The organism is Brachyspira hampsonii 30446 (genome assembly GCF_000316195.1).
GTDB lineage: Bacteria > Spirochaetota > Brachyspiria > Brachyspirales > Brachyspiraceae > Brachyspira > Brachyspira hampsonii_C.
Map to the genome: position 1 here is coordinate 1,885,351 of NZ_JH994111.1, position 22,695 is coordinate 1,908,045.

Here is a 22,695-nt window from a genome sequence, read left to right on the forward strand (position 1 = left end):
ATAAAACTTTTCGTATATAAAAATTATTTATAGATATATTTACTGTTGTAAAGAGGCTGATATCTGTTTTCTTTATCTAAAAATGAATCAAGATAAAAATCATATAAAACAATAGTACCGTCATCCATTACATGTCCAACAGGATCATACTTATAAAAAGGCATGATAGAACCTTTATATTTTACAGTATCTGAAGGTCCCCATTTTGTAGGTACATCAACTCCAAATATCTTATCTTCTTCCACAGGAACACCATATATATATACATATTTTGTATATATATCTACAGCAACCAAAGTATTATCTAAAGATATTATTCCGCCGCCCTTTCCTGTAAACCTATAGAAATAAAAACGTTTCATAGCATCAGAATTCTCTCTGTTTCTTTTTGCTGTATATAAAGGATTATATCCTCTGTATTGATAGTATGTCATAGATGATATAAAGAATATACCTGCTTTTGAATTTTTACCCTTATATACATATTCTTTTGTGCTGGAATCAGAAGACTCCCAATACATATTTTCAGTTTTATCTACAAATTGTAATGTTGGTACATTGTCACCGCTGAAAGTAGCAACTAAAAGCCAATCTTTAAATTTTGAAGAACTAAAGTTTGGGTTATAAGATAAATCTCTTTCTATAGTTTCTTTTGAAAATAGAAATAAACTATTTATAAATATCAATAATAAGCAAAAAAGTATTTTTTTCATAAATTAACTCAATTAAAAATTTAACTTTATAAGTTTATAATACATCAAAAAATATTTAAGTAAATGTTAAAAATACAGCATATAGTATAAATTTAATACAATTTATATAAAAAATAACTTTTAAATATATTGATAATACATTTAATACAAAAAATACTACATTTTAATATTATTGTTGCTGAATTATCGGACATTTTTTATTTTATGTCTTATAAAGAGTTTATCAGACTTTTTTCAAAACTAATTTTATTTATGATTTGTATAGACTAGCCTTGCGAAGCACACAGCCATGCAATGCTCTGCTTACTTAATACCACACTTCTTTTGTGGGCATCGACATGCAAAATCAGTAATATGAAAGACTGCATACTTATATACTAAATGATAATTTATACAATATATAAAACTTTTTCTGTAATTTATAAATTAATAATTTTTTATATATAATTCTATCAAGTAATTTTGAAACAAGTTTATTATATAGAATATATTATTTTTCATCATCTGAATTAAGTTCTATATATTTTATATCATCTTTGTTTTCATCTTGATTATCATCAGCATTAATTTCTATTACCTTCAAATCATCTTTATCGTCAGATACGGGAACATTTTTTTCTTCAAAATAAGTTTTTTTAGCAATATTTTTTAATTTTCCATAAATGACTACAAAAATAAGATAATAAATAATAGACATTAAAACAGCAGACAAACTATAAGGTATCAAAGACATATTATTATTATATACAGTATTAAATAAATAATTATAACCATAAGGGAAAAGTATATATAATAATAATATTAATGGAATGGTAAGAAAAAGCCATAATTTATTTTTATAAACTTTATCAGAAAACGAATATGATATAATAATAGTTAATATAGATATTGCAGTCAAATATGAGACAGTACCTCTATCTAATTTGGCATTATTATAATCCAACTCTAAAAAGTTCATTATAATTATTCCGCATATAGAAGTTAAAAATATACCTATCATAGTATATAATATTGCAAATAATAATTTAAGAAAGAATACTCTGCTTGAAAATTCTTTTTCAGTATGAGGAAGCATTTCCACAACCCAAAGTATTATAGAAAAAGAAAAAGTCTGAATAAGAAGTTCCGGTAAATTATGCAGATGAAATTCAAGAGGAAGCTGAGTGTATATCAAACCTTCTATAGAACTTGGTGCTGATGAAGGTGCTGAAATAATGCCTATACATACGAATATAAGCCATACTATAAACCAACCAAATTTGGTAGCTATAACTTTTCTAAGCGGAAATAATGCAATAGCTATGAATATTGCTCTTATAGGCTGTAAAAAAGGTCCTATAACAGTAAGAGGCGATTCAAAGCCTCTCATAAAATTAGATACTATATCATTACTATATATACCGCTGTAATCAAACATATTGGAAAATAATATTCCAAAAACTATATAAGTTAAAGTATGAATTACCGCTACTTTTATATAGAAAATAAAAAAATGTCTGAAAAAAATTTTAGGATTATTCTCATTTTCTTCCATAAAATTCTCTCTTATTTTTCTTGTCTTTCCACAATATCATTATGATAAACTAAATTAATTCTTTTAATAGAAACAGCCTTACCTGTTGCAGTGTCAATTTGCACCACAATACCATTAATCATAGGGCTTGTAGTTTCAACTTCAAATCTATGAGGCATTTTGGTAACAAATCTAGCAATAGCAGGTTCTTTTTTCATACCTATAACAGAATTATAACTTCCGCACATGCCCAAATCTGATATATAAGCAGTGTATGATGATAATATTTTTTCATCGGCAGTTTGAACATGAGTATGCGTTCCAAATATGCATGAAACTTGCCCCTCAAGATAATATGAAAAAGCTATTTTTTCTGCTGTAGCTTCTGCATGGAAATCTATAAATATAATATTAGTTTTTTCTTTAATATGCTTAATTGCAAGATTGGCTTTTTTAAAAGGACAATCCAATGCCTCCATGAAAGTCCTTCCCATAAGATTAATCACGCCAATCTTACAATCCAACATATCATATATATAGTAGCCAAGTCCTGGGGCATCACTAGGATAATTATAAGGACGAAGCAGACGATGCTCATTTCCTATTAAAGCAAAAACATCTCTATTATTCCAGATATGATTGCCGGAAGTAAGCACATCCACACCGGAATTAAAAAGTTCTGCTGCTGTATCTCTAGTAATACCTATACCATTGGCAGCATTTTCCCCATTTGCTATTGTAAAATCTATATTATTTTCTAATTTTATCTCTTCTAAATGCCTTCTAATAGCATAACGTCCTGTAACACCTATAATATCGCCAAGACATAATATATTTTTCACAGACATTTTATTTACCTTGCAACTTCAACTGCTCTAGTTTCTCTAATAACAGTAACTCTAATGATACCAGGATATTTCAATTCATCTTCTATTCTTTTAGCAATATCTCTTGCTATTTGTTTAGCATGAACATCATCTACCATATCACTTTTAGCCATAACCCTAAGTTCTCTTCCTGCCTGTATAGCAAATGACTTCTCAACACCCTCTATACTATCAGCAATCTTTTCTAAATTATCCAAACGCTTAATATAGCTTTCAAAAGATTCTCTTCTAGCACCGGGTCTTGCAGCACTAATAGCATCAGCAGCCTTTACTATTACAGCTTCAACAGTCTGAGTATCAACATCATTATGATGGGCTCTTATAGCATTAACAACTTCTTCTTTTTCTCCGCATCTTTTAGCCAAATCAGCACCGCTCATAGCATGAGAACCCTCACCCTCTGTTTCTATAGCCTTTCCTATATCATGCAAAAAGGCACCTCTCTTAGCCGTTTCTACATTAGCACCTATTTCAGCAGCTATCATAGCAGCAATATTAGCAACCTCTTTACTATGAGCAAGCATATTTTGTCCGTAACTTGTTCTATATTTGAGTCTGCCCATATGTCTTATCAATTCATGATGCATAGTAGTAAGGTTCAAATCTACAATAGCATTTTCACCGGCTTCCATTATAGAATCTTCAACCTCTCTTCTAGTTCTCTCAACAACTTCTTCTATTCTAGCCGGATGTATTCTTCCATCTAAAATAAGTTTTTCTAATGAAACTTTGGCAATATGCTTTCTTACAGGATCAAAACATGATATTACAACAGCTTCAGGAGTATCATCTATGATAATATCAACCCCTGTAAGTGTCTCAAGCATTCTGATATTTCTTCCTTCTCTTCCTATGATTCTTCCTTTCATTTCCTCGCTAGGTAAAGATACTGAAGTTACAGAACTTTCCTGAGCTACTTCACTGGAAAGTCTTTGTATAGTTTGTACTATAATTTCTCTAGCCTTTCTCTCTCCTGTTTCTATAGCATTTTTCTCTATATTATCAACTATTTTAGTAGCAGATTTTTTGGCATCTTCCTCTATATTTTTAATCAAATCAGCCTTAGCTTCTTCTTTAGTAAGTCCCGCTATTCTCTCAAGTTCTCTTTCTGCCTCTTGTATAACGAAACCTAATTTATCCTCCTGCTCTTTTATTTTTTTCATTTTGTTCTCAATATTATGCTCTTTATTTTCTAAATATTGAGACTTCTTGTCTATATTAGCCTCTCGTTGTAGCACTCTATTTTCTAGTTTCTGAATTTCAGCTTTCCTGTCTCTATTCTCGCTTTCTAACCTATTACGTTCTTTCTGTATTTCAGAATTAGCCTCAGAAAGTATAGTCTTTCTCTCATTTTCTGCTTGCTCTCTTGCACTTTGGAGCAATTTATGTGTTATTATCTCCGTAGAATTGAGCTTTATTTTAGCTATAACAAAACGGGTTATATACCCAAAAACAAACGCAACTACAACAGAGGTGATTATTATTAATGGATTCATAGTTCACCTCTTTAATTTTAAATTATTTTTGACAATACTATATTATTAACATAAATTTATTATAAAGTCAATAATATATTAATTATAAAAATAACAAAAAAAATGCTGTTTTATTAATATTTTTGAAACATTTTTCCTGAACCGCCGCAAGTTTCACAAGTTTCAGGAGCTTTATCCCTATAGATGTTGCCGCAGCTAGGACAAAGATAAAAAGTAACATCTCCGTCTTTATTCAAGAAATTATCTATAATATCTTGGAAAAGTTTAGCATGCTCTGTTTCAACTTTACCCAAAGAATTTACTGTATCGCTAGCTAATTTATTTTTCTGCTCTATAGCAACCTGTGCTAATTGAGGATAAAGTATAGTAGATTCATAAACCTCTCCTTTTATACCTGCTTCTAGGTTTTCTTTATCGCCTGCAGGTTCAACGGGATTAAGCTGAGGCACAAATTTACTCATATCTAATCCGCTTCTCAAAGCCAACTTTCTCATTTTTTCTGCATGAATTTTCTCTGCCAATGATGTTGTTGAAAATACTTTCTGAATAGCTTTATTGCTAGATGCTTTACCAAATAAACTATATCTATTTGCAGCATTTGATTCACCTTGAAATATTTGATATAAAACTTCTTCTAATGTTTTAGCAGCCATATTTATTTCCTCCAAATTGTGTATTTATATTAAAAAGAATAATTATTTTTTAATAGTATATTCCCAAGCAAATTATATCAATTAATCAAAAAAAATCAAACCATTTTTCCAAAATATACAAAAATTACTATATATTAATATGGAATTAATTTTTTTTGTATTATAATAAAAAACATTAATTAAAAATGGGATTATTATGAATAATATTATTATCACTATAAGCAGACAGTACGGAAGCGGCGGAAGAAATATAGGAAAATTGATAGCGAATAAATTAAATATAAATTTTTATGACAAAGAATTTATAGAAATAGTAGCAAAAAAAACAGGTATGAACAAACAATATCTGGAAAATATGGAAGAAAAATTCACTAATGATAACCTTTTTTTTAGTGCATTTCATAAAGAACATTTTTCAAGCCCCTTCTCAGGACAAATAAAATACTCTACTTTAGATAAAATGTTTGAAATACAAAGCGAAGTTGTAAAAGATATAGCAAATAAAGGAAATTGTGTAATAATAGGAAGATGTGCTAATTTTATACTGAAAAATACAAAACATAAATGCTTTAATGTATTTATACATGCACATAATAAGAACAGAATAGAAAGAATCAAAAAAGAATATGGAATATATGGAGTAAAAATGGAGGAGGCAGAAACTCAATTAATAAATACGGATAAATACAGATCTAATTATTACAAATATTATACCGGTATGGAATGGGGAGATATGGTTAATTATAATCTTACAATAGACAGCGGATATTTCAGTGATGAAAATATATGCAATATAATAATAGATGCTGCCCAAAAAAAGAATATAAATACTTGAAAATTAACAATATATTAATATATTTAAAAATAAATATTTACAAATAAGGGGATATTATGAAGAATAAAATTATAAAAGATTTTTATGAAAATGATTACTTTTCTTATGAATCTGACTGCGATTTATGGAATGATGAAAAAATATCATTATTAATAGATTTCGGAGAAGAAGCAAATAAATCTGAAATGCTTATAAAATACATAGATAAAATAAATGAAATATTGAAATGGATTGATGAACATAAAAAAAATGTTACAGATTTTCTTATAGATAAGCAATGTTTGGAATTAGCACAAGAATGGGTAATAACTAATGAACAAATAGATGAAAACACATATAAAAATCAATCCGGAGAATTAATAACAATACCTATAAAAGAAGAAGATTTTTTTAATGCTATATATATAGATACAATATTAATAGATTTTGATGAAGATGAAACAAGACCGGATACCACACTCCATATACTATTTGAGCCGGATTATTTTAAACATCATTCATTAATAATATATATTGACGGAGAAAGAAATATAGAATACGGCGATATAGCTGGATAATAAAAGTTATGCAAATAAAATATTAATCATTATGATCGTATATAGAGGTTACCCCCAATACTTTAGCAACCATGTACGATATAATAGCCGTCATTACCAGAGCTGAAAAGTTTGAAATAGAATTTGATATTTCTAGTATTAATATACATACCATTATAGGAGTTCTAGTAATTCCAGACATAAGTGATGTTATGCCAAGCAGTATAAATAAATCTCCATATACAGCATAATCTGGAAAATATTTAATAAGGAATATATCATATACAGATCCTATTGAGGCTCCTAATATAAATGTAGGAAAAAATACTCCTCCTACAGCACCCGATGTTGCACATACAGAGGTATAAAAAAGTTTAACAAATATGAGTACAAAAAGCATAGAAACAGAAAATTTATCTTTAACAATACTTCCTATAAGCAAATCACCGCTGCCTAAAACATAAGGAAAAAACATTATCATAAAACCAGCAAGTAAAAAAGCAGGTACAGGACGAATTATATCATTTTTAATTTTCTGATACATCTTAGAAAAGAAATTCATAAGAAAGTTTAAAAGTGATGCAAGTATTCCGCATATTATACCAAAAGGAAGAATAGATATATAATGCCTTACTTCAAGTATTTTAGGCAAATCAAAATTAAGTATAAAACCCTGCCCAACTATATGCTCCACAACCAATATTGAAGCTATTGAAGAAAAAACTATGCATACAAATACTATATGGTTTTTCTGTTCGCCAAGCTCCTCAAAAGAAAAAGCAATTCCTGTAAAAGGTGCACTGAAAGTAGCAGTCATTCCAGCACAAGCACCTGAAACAAGTAAATACCTTCTATATTTAGATAATTTAGAAAAATATTTATGAAAGAAAAGTCCTACAAGCATACCAACATGCATAGAAGGACCAGCTCTTCCTAATGAAATACCGCTTGCAAAAGATATCATACTGCCGAAAAGTTTAAATAAAATTTCAAAAAATATATTTTTTGGTTCATGAAGCGATATATAATATTTTATTTGTGGAACTCCAGCACCTCTTATCTGCGGATACTGAGTTAATATATAGCCTATAAGACAGCCCATAGCTATAAGAAATATAAAAAGAAGTATAGGATAATACCATCTGTCAAATATAAAATTTGAAACATAAAACACATTGACACTTAGTCTATACAATACAATCCTATATATTGAAACAATAAACCCTACAACAGCACCTATACATGCTGATAATACAAAAAGTTTTATATATTTTATTTCAAAGTTTATATTCATTGTTCTAATAGTTGTTTTTATTTTATATGTTTATTACTGATTTTTATTAATTCTAACAATCAAACATTAAATCTGAATGTAACAACATCACCTTCCTGCATAAGATACTGCTTTCCTTCAAGCCTTATAGCACCAGCCTCTTTGGCTTTAACAAAACTTCCAAGCTCTAAAAGTTTATCGCAGTTTATAACCTCAGCACTGATAAATCCTCTTTCAAAGTCGCTGTGTATGACACCAGCAGCCTCTGGAGCATAAGCACCTTCTCTAACTGTCCAAGCCCTTGTTTCATCTTCTCCAGAAGTGAGGAATGTTAAAAGTTTTAATAATCTATGTCCAGCCTTTGTAAGCCTTGCAACTCCTGATTCTTTAACCCCTAAATCTTCTAAATAGCTTAATCTCTCCTCTTCGTCCAAATCCTGTAAATCTGCTTCTATTTTAGCACTGAAAGGTATTAACTCAATATTTCTTTCATTTGCATATTTTTGTAATGTTACATAATTAGAGTTTTTCTCTGGGTTTGCAAGTTCATTTTCTGATAAATTAGCACCTATCATCATACTTTTTGCTGTAAGTAAAAATAATGGCTTTAATATTTCTTTCTCCGTATCTGTTAAATCTAAACTAAATACAGGCTTAAAATTATTTAATTCTGGAAGTATCTTTTCAAGCAATGCAACTTCCTCTTCTGCTGCCTTTACTTTAGCTCCTTTAGCTATCTTTTTTTGCTTCTCCATTCTAGCATTAACAGTTTCAATATCTGCAAGCATGAGTTCTGTTAATATAATATCCAAATCTCTTAAAGGATCAACATCTCCTATATGAGTAATATTACCGTCTTCAAATACACGAACAACATGAAGCACTGCATTAACTTCTCTAATATGAGAAAGAAATTTGTTGCCTAATCCCTCCCCTTTTGAAGCTCCTTTTACAAGTCCTGCAATATCTACAAATGTTGTTGTGTTATAAACTTTCTTTTTTGATTTGAAAAGTGCTGCTAATTTATCAACTCTTTCATCTTTTATTATAGCTGTAGCTTCATTTTTATCTATAGTACAAAATGGATAATTAGCTGCTTCTGCGTGGGCATTAGTTAAAGCATTAAAAAGTGTTGATTTTCCTACATTTGGAAGTCCTACTATTCCTATAGATAAAGCCATGATTGTTTCCTTATAAATAAAAAATTATTTTTTGTAGTAATATTATATATTAAAAAATATTAATAACAAGTATATTAAAAAGTATAATAAAAAATTTTTGTTAATTTATAATTTTTTCTTATATATCTTATCTTATCAAATAATTATAAAAAATCATAGTGTATTTTAAGCTTATTTTATAACTTAAAAATACGCTATATTTTTATACAAAAAATAATTTGATTAATATTATTTAAAATATTCTATAAATAATTAATCTTTTTTGTTATCATTTTTGTAAATCATCTTATAAAGTGTTTATTTATTAAAATAACAATATATAATTAACAATATATAAAAAATTTAGGATACATCTATGATATATAATATGTGGTATGCAGTATTAGATTCAAAAGAAGTAAAGAAAAATAAACCTCTTTTTGCTAAGAGATTAAATAAAAATCTAGTATTTTGGAGAGATTCTAATAACAATATATGCTGCATAGATGATAAATGCTGTCATAGAGGTGCCTCATTATCTCATGGAAAAGTGTGCGGTAATAATATAGCATGCCCTTTTCATGGATTTCAGTTTGATAAAAGCGGTAAAACAGTAATGATCCCTGCTAATGGAAAAAATACAGAGGTTAATAAAAATTTCTTTGTTGAAGGATATGAAGTAAGAGATTTATACGGGTTTATTTGGCTTTGGTATGGAGATAAAGATAAAATCAATGATAAAATAATGTTTCCAGATGATTTGAAAGATAAGAAATTCTCATATTCTACAATTAAAGATGAATGGAATAATCATTATACAAGATGCATAGAAAATCAGCTTGATGTAGTGCATATAGCATTTGTACATCATAACACTATAGGAAGAGGAAATAAAACTATTGTTAATGGTCCTTTAGCAGAGCTAGATGAGGATAATAATATATTAAAATTTTATGTGAATAATGTTATTGATAATGGTCAAAAGGCTTTAAGTGCCTCAGAAATGAAAAAAGAAGATTTTAAATATTTTTTATATTTTTATTTTCCAAATACTTGGCAGAATTATATATTTGAAAAGATGCGTATATTTGGGGTATTTGCTCCTGTTGATGATGAAAATACTGTTATATATATGAGGTTCTATCAAAAAATAGTGAATATTCCTTTTATAAAAAATATAATAAACTTTATAGGCAAAAAATATTCAGATATTGTATTAAAACAAGATAAAAATGTGGTAAAAACTCAATCTAAAAACGAATCTTATCTTGGTATGAAAGGAGAAAAATTAATATCAGGAGATAAACCTATAATAATATACAGAAGTACAAGAGATAAACTAAAAAAGGAAAATAATTCTTCTATATAAATATTTATAAAAGAAAATTCAAAAAAATTCATTGACTAAAAATGAGAAATTTGTTAAAGTAATCTCATGATAAATATTTCATTTGAAAGCAGTTATTATATAAAAGACGATTCTGTTATTATTATATCTTTATATAATAATATATATGATGAGCATCTTCCCCAAATAAAAGATTTATTTTCAGAGTTTATTAGAAAAGATATAAACAGCATTATATTAGATTTATCCGATTGTCTATTTATAGAAAAAGAGATATGGGAATATTTTATAGAACTAAAAAGAGAGTTATCACATAAAAAAGGCGATTTAGTTTTAGCAAATATGTATGGTGTTGTAAAAAATGATTATAATGTTATGGAATTATCCAATTATTTAGAGTCTTTTAAAAATATAGATAATGCTTTTTATAATTTTGGAATATTAAATGATATTAAATCAGCTTAATTTTATTTTTATACTTGAATTTTTCTCTCTATAGATATAATATATAATCATGAAAATTATTAAGAATTTTGTTTCACTTACACTTTTCTTTATAGTGTTTTTTATAATGTATTTTGGTATATATTTATTTAAAGTTATGGATACTAATAATATTTACCAAAACATGAATATTGATTTAATAAAAAATTTGATGGAGCATTATTTCCTTGCTATTTTTATAGTATCAGGTATTTCTTCTATAATAATAATAGGAGCTTTAAATAAATTTACAGGAAGTTTATCTACTATTATAGTAATAGGTATTCTCGCTTTCTTTATGACATTATATCCTGCTTATACAGTGGCATTTAATAAAAATATAGACTATCTTAGAAATGAACTTAATGATAAAACTTCATTATTTATAGATGATACAGGAAGATATTTCACTAAAATTGATAATTATTTGATAAAAGTTGGATATAAACTGCTGGATAATACTTATAAAAATGTAATATTAATAGATCCTACATTAATGGGCAAATTATATATTGGGGACTATATATATATTACTGATAAAGAAATATCTTTACATGAAGTAAAAGAAATTAGCGGTACTTCAGTAGTAGAAAAGACATCAAGTATATTTAACAGAAACTCTATAGGAAATTATTTATCAAATTTTACAGCAGACATAATTTTCGGATTTGAAGTATTCCCAGTAATAGCAGCATTACAAAAAATAATTACTTTAACAGAAATGCCCATTTATGCTATAGGATTATTATTTATTAATTTATGGATTATGCTGTTTGCCTTTTATATGTTGGGACTATCTTTGAATTCCAGACAGTATGTTTATCATAATATACTTAATGCTTTTATATTATATGGTATAATAAAAATAATATTTGCTATATCTATAGAACAGCATAACTTATTAGAAGTAATAATAAGAAATGTAAATTATTGGAATATGAATTTATATATATTTATAGCATCATTAATAACAATAATAATATCATTAGCTTTGAAAAAAATTCTTAATAACGATAAAAAAGCAGCTAATAATTTAGAAACGGATAAAGAACACTAAAATGAATCGAATTATCAATGATTTTTGCAAACTCCCTATAAAAAAAGATAGTATAATAACAATAGGAAAATTTGACAGTGTACATAGAGGTCATCAAAAGCTCATCAAATACACGGTCGAATACGCTAAAAAAAATAATCTAATATCAATAGCAATAGTTATCAAAAAGAAAAATGTATCAATATACAATACTGAAGATAATAATGCCTTAATAAAAGCTATGGGTATTAATTACATAATTGTTATTGACTTTTTACCAGAATTTTATACAATGGAAGCTAAAGAGTTCTTTGACAAACTCATAGAGTATTATCGTATGAAGCATATCGCTGTAGGAGCTGATTTTGCATTTGGTAAAGATAGAATGGGAGATTCAGCATTTCTAAAGAAATATTCTAAAGAATGCGGTATAGGAGTAAGTTTTATAAATTTTCTGAATTATAAAAAAAATAAAATATCAAGCTCTAATATCCGGGAAGCTCTTTCAAATGGCGATGTGGTTAGTGTAAATAAAATGCTGGGAAGAGAATATTCTATGAGCGGATTGGTAGTTCATGGAAATGCCTTAGGAAGAAAAATAGGCTACCCTACTGCTAATTTAGAAATACCTAAAAATATTTTTATACCTAAAATGGGTGTATACAGTTCTACTGTAAGAATAGGTAATTCTGATACAGTATATAAAGCTCTTACTTTCATAGGTATTAGCAATATTAATAAAGAACTAAGAGTAGAAAGCCATATATTAGATTTCTCTAAAATGATATACGGTAAAAAAATAACTGTTGTATTACTTAAATATATTAGAGATAATATTAAAGTAAACTCTATAAATGAAGTTAAAAAATTATTAGAAAATGATGAAAAAAAGATAAGAAAATATTTCAAAAGGAGAACAAAACAATGTCTATCACAGCAGACGAAAAAGCAAAAATAATAAAAGAATTCGGTAAGAATGAAAAGGATACAGGCTCTACAGAAGTACAAGTAGCACTTTTAACTAATCGTATAACTTATTTAAAAGGTCATTTCCAAACTCATACTAAAGATAATCATTCAAGAATGGGACTTCTTAAAATGGTTGCTAAAAGAAGAAAACTTCTTAACTATTTGAGAAAAACTGATATAGAAGCTTATAAAAATCTTATACAAAGATTAAAATTAAGAAAATAAATTTGCTCAATCAAATTTACTTATTTTAATACCCTCTCGGTGATTTGTACTTAATATAAGGAGTAGAATATGGTAACAGTCAAAAGTGTGTTTTGTGGAGAGGAGTTAATTTTAGAAACCGGACTTTTAGCTAAGCAGGCCCATGGTTCTGTAACTTTGAGGCTTGGAAATACAACCATATTAGCAACTGTTGTAGCAGCTAAAGAACCCAATTTAGAATCTGACTTTTTCCCTTTAACAGTAAATTATAATGAAAAATATTATGCAGGCGGTAAAATTCCTGGAGGTTTCTTCAAAAGAGAAGCAAAACCTAGAGATAAAGAAATACTTATATCCCGAATCATAGACAGACCTTTAAGACCTCTTTTTCCTGACGGCTTTAGAAATGAAGTTCAAATAATACCTACAGTGCTTTCTGTAGATACTGATATGCCTACAGATGCTCTAGCTTTAATAGCTTCATCTGCAGCACTTACAATTTCTTGGATACCATTCGGAGGTCCGGTTGCAGCTGTAAGAATAGGGTATAAAAACGGAGAATATATTATCAATCCTAAAAATAGTGAGCTTCATACAAGCGATTTGGATATTATTGTAGCTGGAAGTAAAGATGCTATTTTAATGATTGAGGGAGAAGCTAAAGAAGTTTCTGAAGAAGTATTTATCGGAGCAATAGAATTAGCACATAAAGAAATGCAGAAATATATTGATATGCAAAATGAAATGGCTTCTCTTTGCGGAACACAAAAAATAGAACAGGAATTATTTGAATTTGATGCTGATTTGGTAAAAACAGTTACTGAATACGGAAGAGCAAAAATAGAGGCTGCTAATTATAATCCTGACAAAACTAAAAGAAATGAAAGTATGGATAATGCTTTTGACGAAATAGAGGAATATATAAAAACTACAACTGAAGATGAAAAATTAATATCTCAGGTTAAAGGTATATGCCATTCTATAGAAGAGGAAATAGTAAGAGAGGCTATAGTAGAAAAATCTATGCGTCCTGACGGAAGGGCTTTAGATGAAATAAGACCAATAAGCACTATGGTTAATTTAATACCTAGAGTGCATGGTTCTGCTCTTTTCACTAGAGGACAAACTCAATGTTTATCTATAGTTACATTAGGAAGCGAGAAAGATGCTCAGTTAATGGACGATATATACGGCAAAGAAAATAAAACTTTCATGCTTCATTATAATTTCCCTCCATTTTCTGTAGGAGAAGTTGGAAGGTACGGTGCTCCTGGAAGAAGAGAAATAGGACATGGAAATTTGGCTGAAAGATCTTTCAATGCTGTACTTCCTCCTAAAGACAAATTCCCATATACAGTAAGAGTTGTTGCTGAAATATTAGAAAGTAACGGTTCTTCTTCTATGGCTACAATATGTGCTTCTACTATGTCATTACTTTCAGCAGGTGTTCCTCTTAATGCCAGCGTTGCCGGTATTGCTATGGGACTTGCCACATACAAAGACGGCTATAAAATACTCACAGATATACAAGGTGTAGAAGATCATTTGGGTGATATGGACTTTAAAGTGGCAGGAACTCGTAAGGGTATAACTGCTTTCCAATTAGATATTAAACTTACAGGTATTTCAACTCAGATATTAAAAGAGGCATTAGAACAGGCTAAAAAAGCAAGATACTTTATACTTGATAAAATAGATGCCACTATAACCGGTGCCGGAGAAATCTCTGATTTTGCTCCTAAATACAAAACTATGAATGTTAATCCTGAAAAAATAAGGGTATTAATAGGACCTGGAGGAAAAAATATAAAAGCTATAATAGAAGAAACAGGAAGCGATGTAGAGATACAGGACAGCGGTGTAGTTAACATATTTGCTCCTGATACTCCTACTTTAGATAAAACTATAAAACTTATAAACGCTTATGTTAAAGATCCTGAAGTTGGTGAAGTTTATGATGGAATAGTTAAAGACATCAAAGATTTCGGTGCTTTTATTGAGATACTTCCGGGAGTAGAAGGACTTTGTCATATATCTGAACTTGCTTATAAGCATGTTATGAATGTAGAAGAGGTTCTAAAAATTGGTGATGAAGTGAAAGTAAAAATATTGGATGTTAAGGGCGGAAAATATTCTTTAAGCAGAAAAGCATTGCTTGAAAAACCTGCTGACTATGTTGAAGAAGAACATACAAAAAAAGAAAAAAACATGGTAAAAAAAGATTCTAATTAAAAAAATTAAATAATTTTGATAATAAAAGGCTATTATAAAAATATAATAGCCTTTTTTATTTAACAAAAAATATTTTAATATCTAATAATCAATAAAATTTAATACTTATAAAAATATTTACTAAAAATATATTGTATGATATTATTTAAACAATTAATATTAAGGATTATTTTATGAAAAATAAAATCATTCTCATTGTGATGATAACAGTAATAACTTTATATGCAGCAAATAATGAAAGCAATAATGATAAAGTAAAAGACATTATCATGAATAATATAGAAACAGATAATACATTGATAGAGCCTGACAAAAAAGCTGATGAATATACTGAAGAAATAAAAGAAGAAACAAGAGATAGTACATTTAATGAAAGTAATAATGAAAAATTAAAAAATACATCAATGACAAATGAAATAATAATGCCTAATGAAGAATTATTAAAACTATTAGAAAAAAATAAAAATAAAACAGGCGTAGCTGAAATGATTGAATTGATAAATGAGGGCGGTATTAATGCTGCTTCAAAAGGCGAGCTTATTATAGGTAATGTTACCCACTATACTAATACAACACCTTTAATGATAGCTTCATCATATAATCATTATGATATAGCAAAGGCTTTAATTAACAATGGAGCTTTAATTAATTTAAGAGCAAGCGATGGATTTAATGCTTTAATGGAAGCTGTAAGAACTGATAATATAGATATAGCAAAATTACTAATAAACAATAATTCTGATATAAATATAAAAAATAAAGACGGAAAAAATATGATTATGATTGCATGCGAAAACGGCAATGAATAAATGTTTAATTTATTAGTAAAAAATAATGCAGATATAAATGAAAAATCATCTTGGGGAGCATCTGCACTTATTTATGCTTCTGAAAAAGGAAATACTAATATAATGCAATATCTAATAGATAATGGAATAGATGTTAATGGAAAAGCTGATGATAATGGGGATACTCCATTGCTTTGGGCTGTTACAGGAGAAAATCCTTATGAAGCTTCAAAACTTTTAATAGAAAATGGTGCCGATGTAAATGCTACAAATAGCAGCGGAGTTGCTCCTGCTACTATACTTGCGGCATCTACTCCTAAAGTGGTAAAACTCTTAAAAGATAATGGTGCTGATTTAGATACAAAATTTTTAGATTATTATCCTCCTATAGCAATTGCTGCAGGTGCGGGTAATTTAGAAATAGTTAAGGTATTGGTTGAAAATGGGGCTGATGTAAACTATTATCCTAATGATATAAACTATACTGCGATATTTCATGCTATAGACCAACATCATTATGAAGTTGCTGAATATTTATTAAAAAATGGTGTTGATTTAAATATAAAAATGAAACCTGATAATGACTATGGCAGAAGTATAAAAGAAAGCTATAATGTTTTAGAATATGCTGAGGCTATTCAGGATAAAAAAATGATTGATATAGTAAGCAAATATTATAAAAAGAAAATGTAGAGTTTTATTCAAAGTACTAAATATTTTATAAGTACAGATATTAAAATTCATTTTTTACAAATTATAATTGCTTATATTAACTATAAAATAAAGGCATTATAAAACATACTATAAAGGCTATAATACCATAAATGTATACATAACAACTTCTATTGTTTGTTAGTGTGATACTTTTTATATTTTTTATACTGCCTAATTTTTTTAATGATTTTATATTATCAATGATTATCAAAAGAAAATGAACAAGCATTATTATATTTGTAAAAAGCAAAGTTAATTTATTCGGACTAATTCCATATTCTTTTATTCTGTATATTGTAGAAGTTAAAATTATTATATTAAAAATAAATGCTATTACAGGAAATATAATATAAACTATCTTTGTAAATATGCTTGATTTATAATCAATAAGAACAAAAAATAAATTTACTGCTCCTATAGCAAGAGCAACATTATAAATTATAAAATTAATTCTGATGTCATAAGGATTATTATAAGGCATATACAAAGTAAATAAATATTTAACTATATTATATAAACTTATATACATTATTATTCTTGAAAAATATATTGATATATTTTTTACATCTTTTTTATAAAGAAAATAAATTATAAAAGGAGTAAAAGCAAATATATAAAATACAGATAATATAAAAACATTAAAAACAATAAGTGTATCATCAAATATATTTATAATAATACCTTTCAATAAGTTAATTACTGCCACAAAAAACATCATAAACATCACAGAAATAATTGCAGACATAATAGAAGTTAATATCATAATATCGGCACTGAAAGTAAATGCCTGATTAATATCTTTATAATTTTTATATTCATTGAATGATAAAGCAAACATTATAAAAAATATAATATCCAAAAATAAGTTTTTATTTAAAATAGTATGAACAAAGAAAATCAAATTTTTATCTCTATCTATTATATCTTTAAAAGTAAAATCAGAAGAAGGAATAAGCACTGTAATAATGCCTATAATTAAAAATATAAAAAAAGTTATAACCATATTTTTTTTATTATCTATATTAAATAATAAACTAAAACAAAATAAATAAAAAATCTTAAAAGCAAAAAAATAAGATGTTATTTGAGTTATTTTATAATTATCAATATCCATGCCTTTGAAAAATAAAAAATATATAGTAAAAGGCATAACAGAAATTAATGCCGGTATTATAATATTTTTTCGTGATGATATTTTTAACTTTAAATTATTCATAATTACAAACTATAATATAAAATTTATAGAAATAGATTATATTAGTTTTTAGAGTTTTTTCAACTTTTTAATTAAGTATAAAATAATTAAGTAAGAAGATATAATAATAAAAAAGCCAATAGCTTAAAATTAATTAAACTATCGGCTTATATTTTTTTAATAAAAACTATTAACTAAAATTATTTGCTTAATCTAGCTCTTAATTCTTCTAATTGTTTTTTAAGTCTAGCTGGAAGTCTGTTTCCGAATTTATTGAAATGAGCTTCTATTTGATTAGCCTGATCTTTCCAAGCTTCAACATCAACTCTCATAAGTTCTTTTAAATCAGCTTCAGGTACATCTAAACCTTTAAGATCTAAATCACCTTCTTTAGGCATTTTACCTATAGGAGTGTCAACAGCATCGATTTTACCTTCAACTCTTTCACACATCCATTTTAATACTCTTGAGTTATCACCGAATCCAGGCCATAACCATTTTCCGTCAGCATCTTTTCTAAACCAGTTTACATAGAAGATTTTAGGAGCTTTATTACCTAATTTATCTCCCATTTCAAGCCAGTGATTCATATAATCACCCATGTTATATCCAGCAAATGGAAGCATAGCAAATGGATCGAATCTTAAAGCACCAACTGAACCGATATTAGCTGCAGTAGTTTCACTAGCCTGACTAGCACCCATAAATACACCATGATCCCAGTTATAAGATTCATGTACTAAAGGCATAACAGAAGCTCTTCTTCCGCCGAAGATAAATATATCTATAGGTACACCTTTAGGATCTTCCCAATCTTTACAAATTACAGGACATTGTCTAGCAGGAGCAGTAAATCTAGCATTAGGGTGAGCACCTTTTTCTCCGCTTTCTGGAGTCCAGTCATTACCTTTCCAGTCTATACCATGTTTAGGTGCAGGTCCCATACCTTCCCACCATACATCGCCGTCATCTGTTTCTACACAGTTAGTAAATATTGTGTTTTCTTTGATAGATTCCATAGCCATAGGGTTAGAATCATAAGAAGTACCAGGAGCTACTCCGAAGAAACCAGCTTCTGGGTTAATAGCATAAAGTCTTCCGTCTTCTGGATTAATTTTCATCCAAGCAATATCATCACCTACAGTTTCACATTTCCAACCTGGGATTGTTGGTTGCAACATTGCAAGGTTAGTTTTACCGCAAGCACTTGGGAATGCAGCTGCAATATGGAATCTTTTGCCTTCTGGATTAGTTAAGCGTAAGATAAGCATATGTTCTGCCATCCAGCCTTCTCTTCTAGCCATAGCAGAAGCAATACGAAGAGCAAAACATTTTTTACCAAGCAAAGCATTTCCGCCGTAACCAGAACCATAAGACCAGATTAAGTTTTCATCTGGGAAATGAGAAATATATTTTTGTTCTATTGGAGCACAAGGCCATTTAGTATCTTTTTCACCGTCAGCTAGAGGAGCACCTACAGAGTGTAAGCAAGGTATAAACTCTCCGTCAGAGCCTAATACTTCTAATACTTTAGTACCTACTCTAGTCATTATATGCATGTTACAAACAACATAAGGGCTGTCAGTAATTTCTACACCTATTTTAGCAATAGGAGAACCTACAGGACCCATAGAGAAAGGAATTACATACATAGTTCTGTTTTTCATGCAGCCTTTGTATAATTCTTTCATAGTGCCTTTTAATTCATCTGGAGCCATCCAGTGATTAGTAGGACCTGCATCTTCTTTATCAGGATAACTAATAAAAGTTCTATCTTCAACACGTGCTACATCAGAAGGATCGCTTCTGAAAGAGTGGCTGTGAGGTCTTTTAGTTAAAGGTTTTGCTAAACCTAATTCTACTAAGCCATTCATACAATTATCATATTCTTCTTTAGTTCCATCACATACATATATATCTTTTGGCTGACACATATCTGCTGTTTCTTTAATCCAAGCTTTTAGCTTCTCATGTTTTAAATCTTCAACCTTCATGAATATTACTCCTTATTAAAATTTGTTGCAAGTATTATACAATAAAATAAATTTTTAGTAAATAATTTTTGTGAATTTATTAATTATTTATCATATATATAATATAATATTTTTATCAATTTTTTTGCAAAAAATAATAAAATTTTTATTATTTTCAATTATTAAATTTAGCTTATAAAAAACTGAAATAAAAATACATTAAAATAGCTTAATTTAGAAGATAAGCCCATATTATTAAAAAAGAATATAATTGAAAAAAATAAGGTAATCCACCCTGATATTACGGAAGAAGAAGCTAAAAGAATAATAGGAAATGCTTTATATAGACCAGAATTAATATTAAAGTCAAATATTGAAAAGACAGCCTATCATAACTTTATAACAAGAACAGACGATAAACATAGCGATTTAGTATTGTTAGAATTATCAGATAAAAAAGAAAACTATGAAATAGTAAATTATCATGTAATAAGAAATAAAGATAGAAATAGAAAAGAAGAATTACATCAAAATATATTAAATAAAAAAAGCTAAAATTGAAGGACGACCGTTCCCTTCATCGCAGTACTTGAAAGTCAAGCAAGCGGCAGGCGTGGTCGGCAAATTTTCTGCTCTTCTATTAGACTATATGTATTTAGTTTAACAAAGTTTTATGATAAGTCAATACGAAAATAAAAAAATATTAAACAGCGATAAACTAACTATAGTATAAATCTTTTTTCATTGTTTGATTTTATACTGTAGTTATGACATAAGCTATAACATATAAAAAATTATAGTTTTAACTTAAAGCAAAAATATAAATGTCTATTTTCTTAATTCCATTTTTATATCATTTAAAATATTTTTTATATTCCTTAATTCATACGCTATACTATTTAAAGCACTTGAATCCTTACTGCTTAACTCTGAATAAAGTTTCGGCATAATATTATAACTAAAAATAGTCAATGCTATGCCAATAAATAAACCTACAAAAAATTTTTTCATAAATTAAAATCCTATTTTAATTACTCTATATAAGCATTCCTAAAATCATATATAGAAAAAATATCATATTTCACACCATGAAGTTTTTTGCTCTGCATGATAGTAGCCTTGTCATAATATATAGGTATTATAGCCATATCCTCTTGTATAAGTATACGCTCTGCATCATAAGCAGCTTTTATTCTTATATCTTCATTAGCATTTGTCATGGCAATATCAACTAAATAATCATAAACTGCATTCGTGTATCCGCCATCATTACCAAGTCCGTCAAGCTGAAAAAGTCTTAAATAACCAGCTGCCTGATTATAAGCAACACTAGTACCAGCCTTAATCATCTGAAAACTTCCGTCTTTTATTGACTGCAAATATGTTGTAGGCTCTTCATATCTAAGTTTTAAATCTATACCCAAATTATTTTTATACATGTTCTGAATAGCTTCTGCCACAAAAAGCGATGAAGGATTAGTAGTTGTAATTAATTCTATTATAGGGAATTTTTTTATATCACTATATCCGGCAGCAGCTAGAAGTTTTTTAGCCTCTTCTATATTTTTCTGATAATCATTTTCTTTTAAAGAAATATATTCCGGTGCATGTTCTCTGAAATCATTAGTACCAATTTTTACATTAATAGGCACAAATCCATCAGCAGCAACTCTTCCTCCGCCCAAGACATTATTTACTATATAGTTTCTATCTATTCCAAGTGCTAATGCCTTTCTTACTAAAGGGTTACTAAAAGGACTTCTTTTCAAATTAACCATATAGTATGCTATAGATGTTATGTCAACTTCTCTTCCTATACCCTGCTCTATTAAAGAAGCCCTCTCATTTTCAGGTGCTTCAGGATAAAACAATATACTGTCTCCGTAAATTGCTGCAACTGCAGTATTCACATCTTCTAAAAACTCAAAAGTTATTTTTTCAGCCTTTACATTATCTTTATCCCAATAATAGGGATTTTTCTCCATTACTATTTTTACAGCCTCATCATATTCTGTCATTATATAAGGTCCGTTTCCAATGTAATGCTCTTTAGTTAAAGCCCAATCCTCTCCGTAAGTTTCTATAATATCATTTCTCACAGGTGAAGCAATATCGCTAGCCATAGCCTCCTCAAAATAAGGAAGCGGTATATCAAGCTCAATTTTTAATGTATAATCATCTAAAGCATAAACTCCAAGTTCTTCTAAACTCTTTTCTCCTTTCATTATACTCTGAGCATTTTTTATTATGTCAAAGCCTAAAGAAAACGGAGAAGCTACTTTTGGATCTATTAATCTTCTTAAAGTATATACAAAATCATTAGCCGTTAAATCTTTTCCGTCCGACCATTTAGCATTTTTTCTTAAATGAAATATATAAACCGTATTATTGCTCATAGCCTCCCAGCTTTCAGCGAGTGCCGGAATTATAGTGCCGTCTTCATCTCTTTGTGTTAATGTTTCAAAAGCATGTGTTATGTAAACTGCCGTATTTATACCCTTAGCAAATGCCGGATCCAAACTGCTAGGCATTCCTCCAACTGATACAACTATACCATCACTAGATAATTTATTATTAGAACATGATAATAAAAATATATTTATCAATAGAACTATTATAAAAACATATCTCTTCATAATTTATTCTCTTTAATATTATTTTAACTATTGTATTTATCAATTTTAATA

Annotated in this window: 19 protein-coding genes and 2 pseudogenes; 10 read left to right on the forward strand and 11 right to left on the reverse strand. The window is 28.2% G+C overall.

The features are described 5' to 3' along the window. Positions 1-23: 23 nt before the first annotated feature. The 5 genes from A966_RS12900 to A966_RS12920 all read right to left on the reverse strand — a co-directional run bounded on the left by A966_RS12900 (position 24) and on the right by A966_RS12920 (position 5,262). Entirely contained in the window at positions 24-713 is a 690-nt protein-coding gene (locus A966_RS12900) for a hypothetical protein (RefSeq protein ID WP_008726328.1), read from the reverse strand. A 490-nt stretch (positions 714-1,203) separates the two neighbouring features. Next, positions 1,204-2,247, reverse strand: coding sequence for a hypothetical protein (locus A966_RS12905; RefSeq protein ID WP_039955680.1), 1,044 nt, complete (start codon positions 2,245-2,247; stop codon positions 1,204-1,206). 11 nt (positions 2,248-2,258) lie between these two features. Continuing rightward, positions 2,259-3,074 (reverse strand): TIGR00282 family metallophosphoesterase, encoded by an 816-nt coding sequence (locus tag A966_RS12910; protein ID WP_008726331.1) that lies wholly within the window; start codon positions 3,072-3,074, stop codon positions 2,259-2,261. 5 nt (positions 3,075-3,079) lie between these two features. After that, a complete protein-coding gene (gene rny, locus A966_RS12915; RefSeq protein WP_008726334.1) occupies positions 3,080-4,609 on the reverse strand; it encodes a ribonuclease Y in 1,530 nt (509 codons plus the stop codon). Between the two features lie 113 nt (positions 4,610-4,722). Then, positions 4,723-5,262 carry a rubrerythrin family protein gene (locus A966_RS12920; RefSeq protein ID WP_008726336.1) on the reverse strand — a complete coding sequence of 180 codons (540 nt, stop codon included), beginning with the start codon at positions 5,260-5,262 and terminating at the stop codon, positions 4,723-4,725. A gap of 196 nt (positions 5,263-5,458) precedes the next feature. On the opposite strand from A966_RS12920, the gene A966_RS12925 reads away from it, so the two are divergent. Both A966_RS12925 and A966_RS12930 read left to right on the forward strand, forming a co-directional pair. Continuing rightward, entirely contained in the window at positions 5,459-6,097 is a 639-nt protein-coding gene (locus A966_RS12925) for a cytidylate kinase-like family protein (RefSeq protein ID WP_008726338.1), read from the forward strand. 56 nt (positions 6,098-6,153) lie between these two features. After that, the gene (locus A966_RS12930) at positions 6,154-6,654 is read left to right on the forward strand and encodes a DUF2262 domain-containing protein (RefSeq protein ID WP_008726340.1); all 501 of its coding nucleotides are present in this window, start codon (positions 6,154-6,156) and stop codon (positions 6,652-6,654) included. 22 nt (positions 6,655-6,676) lie between these two features. On the opposite strand, the gene A966_RS12935 is transcribed toward A966_RS12930, so the two are convergent. Both A966_RS12935 and ychF read right to left on the reverse strand, forming a co-directional pair. Continuing rightward, positions 6,677-7,927: a chloride channel protein gene (locus A966_RS12935; protein WP_008726342.1), complete on the reverse strand. Its 1,251-nt coding sequence runs from the start codon at positions 7,925-7,927 to the stop codon at positions 6,677-6,679. Between the two features lie 59 nt (positions 7,928-7,986). Next, positions 7,987-9,087 (reverse strand): redox-regulated ATPase YchF, encoded by a 1,101-nt coding sequence (gene ychF, locus A966_RS12940; protein WP_008726344.1) that lies wholly within the window; start codon positions 9,085-9,087, stop codon positions 7,987-7,989. A 355-nt stretch (positions 9,088-9,442) separates the two neighbouring features. Here ychF and A966_RS12945 point away from each other — a divergent pair, with 355 nt between their 5' ends. From A966_RS12945 to A966_RS12975, 7 genes and pseudogenes are all read left to right on the forward strand, one after another. Beyond that, on the forward strand, positions 9,443-10,435 hold the full coding sequence (locus A966_RS12945) for an aromatic ring-hydroxylating oxygenase subunit alpha (RefSeq protein WP_008726345.1): 993 nt from the start codon (positions 9,443-9,445) through the stop codon (positions 10,433-10,435). 66 nt (positions 10,436-10,501) lie between these two features. Continuing rightward, positions 10,502-10,879, forward strand: a complete 378-nt coding sequence (locus A966_RS12950; RefSeq protein ID WP_008726348.1) for an STAS domain-containing protein — start codon at positions 10,502-10,504, stop codon at positions 10,877-10,879. A gap of 49 nt (positions 10,880-10,928) precedes the next feature. Continuing rightward, positions 10,929-11,954 (forward strand): hypothetical protein, encoded by a 1,026-nt coding sequence (locus tag A966_RS12955; RefSeq protein WP_039955681.1) that lies wholly within the window; start codon positions 10,929-10,931, stop codon positions 11,952-11,954. 1 nt (position 11,955) lies between these two features. Continuing rightward, on the forward strand, positions 11,956-12,891 hold the full coding sequence (locus A966_RS12960; protein ID WP_008726352.1) for a bifunctional riboflavin kinase/FAD synthetase: 936 nt from the start codon (positions 11,956-11,958) through the stop codon (positions 12,889-12,891). Then, complete coding sequence (rpsO, locus tag A966_RS12965) at positions 12,858-13,127, forward strand: 30S ribosomal protein S15 (protein WP_008726355.1); 270 nt, start codon at positions 12,858-12,860, stop codon at positions 13,125-13,127. Before A966_RS12960 ends, rpsO begins: the two co-directional genes overlap by 34 nt. A gap of 69 nt (positions 13,128-13,196) precedes the next feature. Further along, positions 13,197-15,338: a polyribonucleotide nucleotidyltransferase gene (gene pnp, locus A966_RS12970; RefSeq protein ID WP_008726358.1), complete on the forward strand. Its 2,142-nt coding sequence runs from the start codon at positions 13,197-13,199 to the stop codon at positions 15,336-15,338. Between the two features lie 173 nt (positions 15,339-15,511). Continuing rightward, positions 15,512-16,819: pseudogene (locus tag A966_RS12975) on the forward strand (ankyrin repeat domain-containing protein). Positions 16,820-16,895: 76 nt separating this feature from the next. Here A966_RS12975 and A966_RS12980 read toward each other — a convergent pair. Beyond that, a complete protein-coding gene (locus A966_RS12980) occupies positions 16,896-18,056 on the reverse strand; it encodes a hypothetical protein (RefSeq protein ID WP_008726360.1) in 1,161 nt (386 codons plus the stop codon). 179 nt (positions 18,057-18,235) lie between these two features. Continuing rightward, positions 18,236-20,029, reverse strand: coding sequence for a phosphoenolpyruvate carboxykinase (GTP) (locus tag A966_RS12985; RefSeq protein ID WP_008726361.1), 1,794 nt, complete (start codon positions 20,027-20,029; stop codon positions 18,236-18,238). Positions 20,030-20,254: 225 nt separating this feature from the next. Here A966_RS12985 and A966_RS13615 point away from each other — a divergent pair. Further along, a pseudogene (locus A966_RS13615) lies at positions 20,255-20,563 on the forward strand (hypothetical protein); the annotation flags it as partial. Between the two features lie 273 nt (positions 20,564-20,836). Here A966_RS13615 and A966_RS12990 read toward each other — a convergent pair. Then, positions 20,837-21,019, reverse strand: a complete 183-nt coding sequence (locus A966_RS12990) for a hypothetical protein (RefSeq protein ID WP_008726363.1) — start codon at positions 21,017-21,019, stop codon at positions 20,837-20,839. A gap of 20 nt (positions 21,020-21,039) precedes the next feature. Beyond that, complete coding sequence (locus A966_RS12995; protein WP_008726365.1) at positions 21,040-22,644, reverse strand: peptide ABC transporter substrate-binding protein; 1,605 nt, start codon at positions 22,642-22,644, stop codon at positions 21,040-21,042. Positions 22,645-22,695 lie beyond the last annotated feature (51 nt).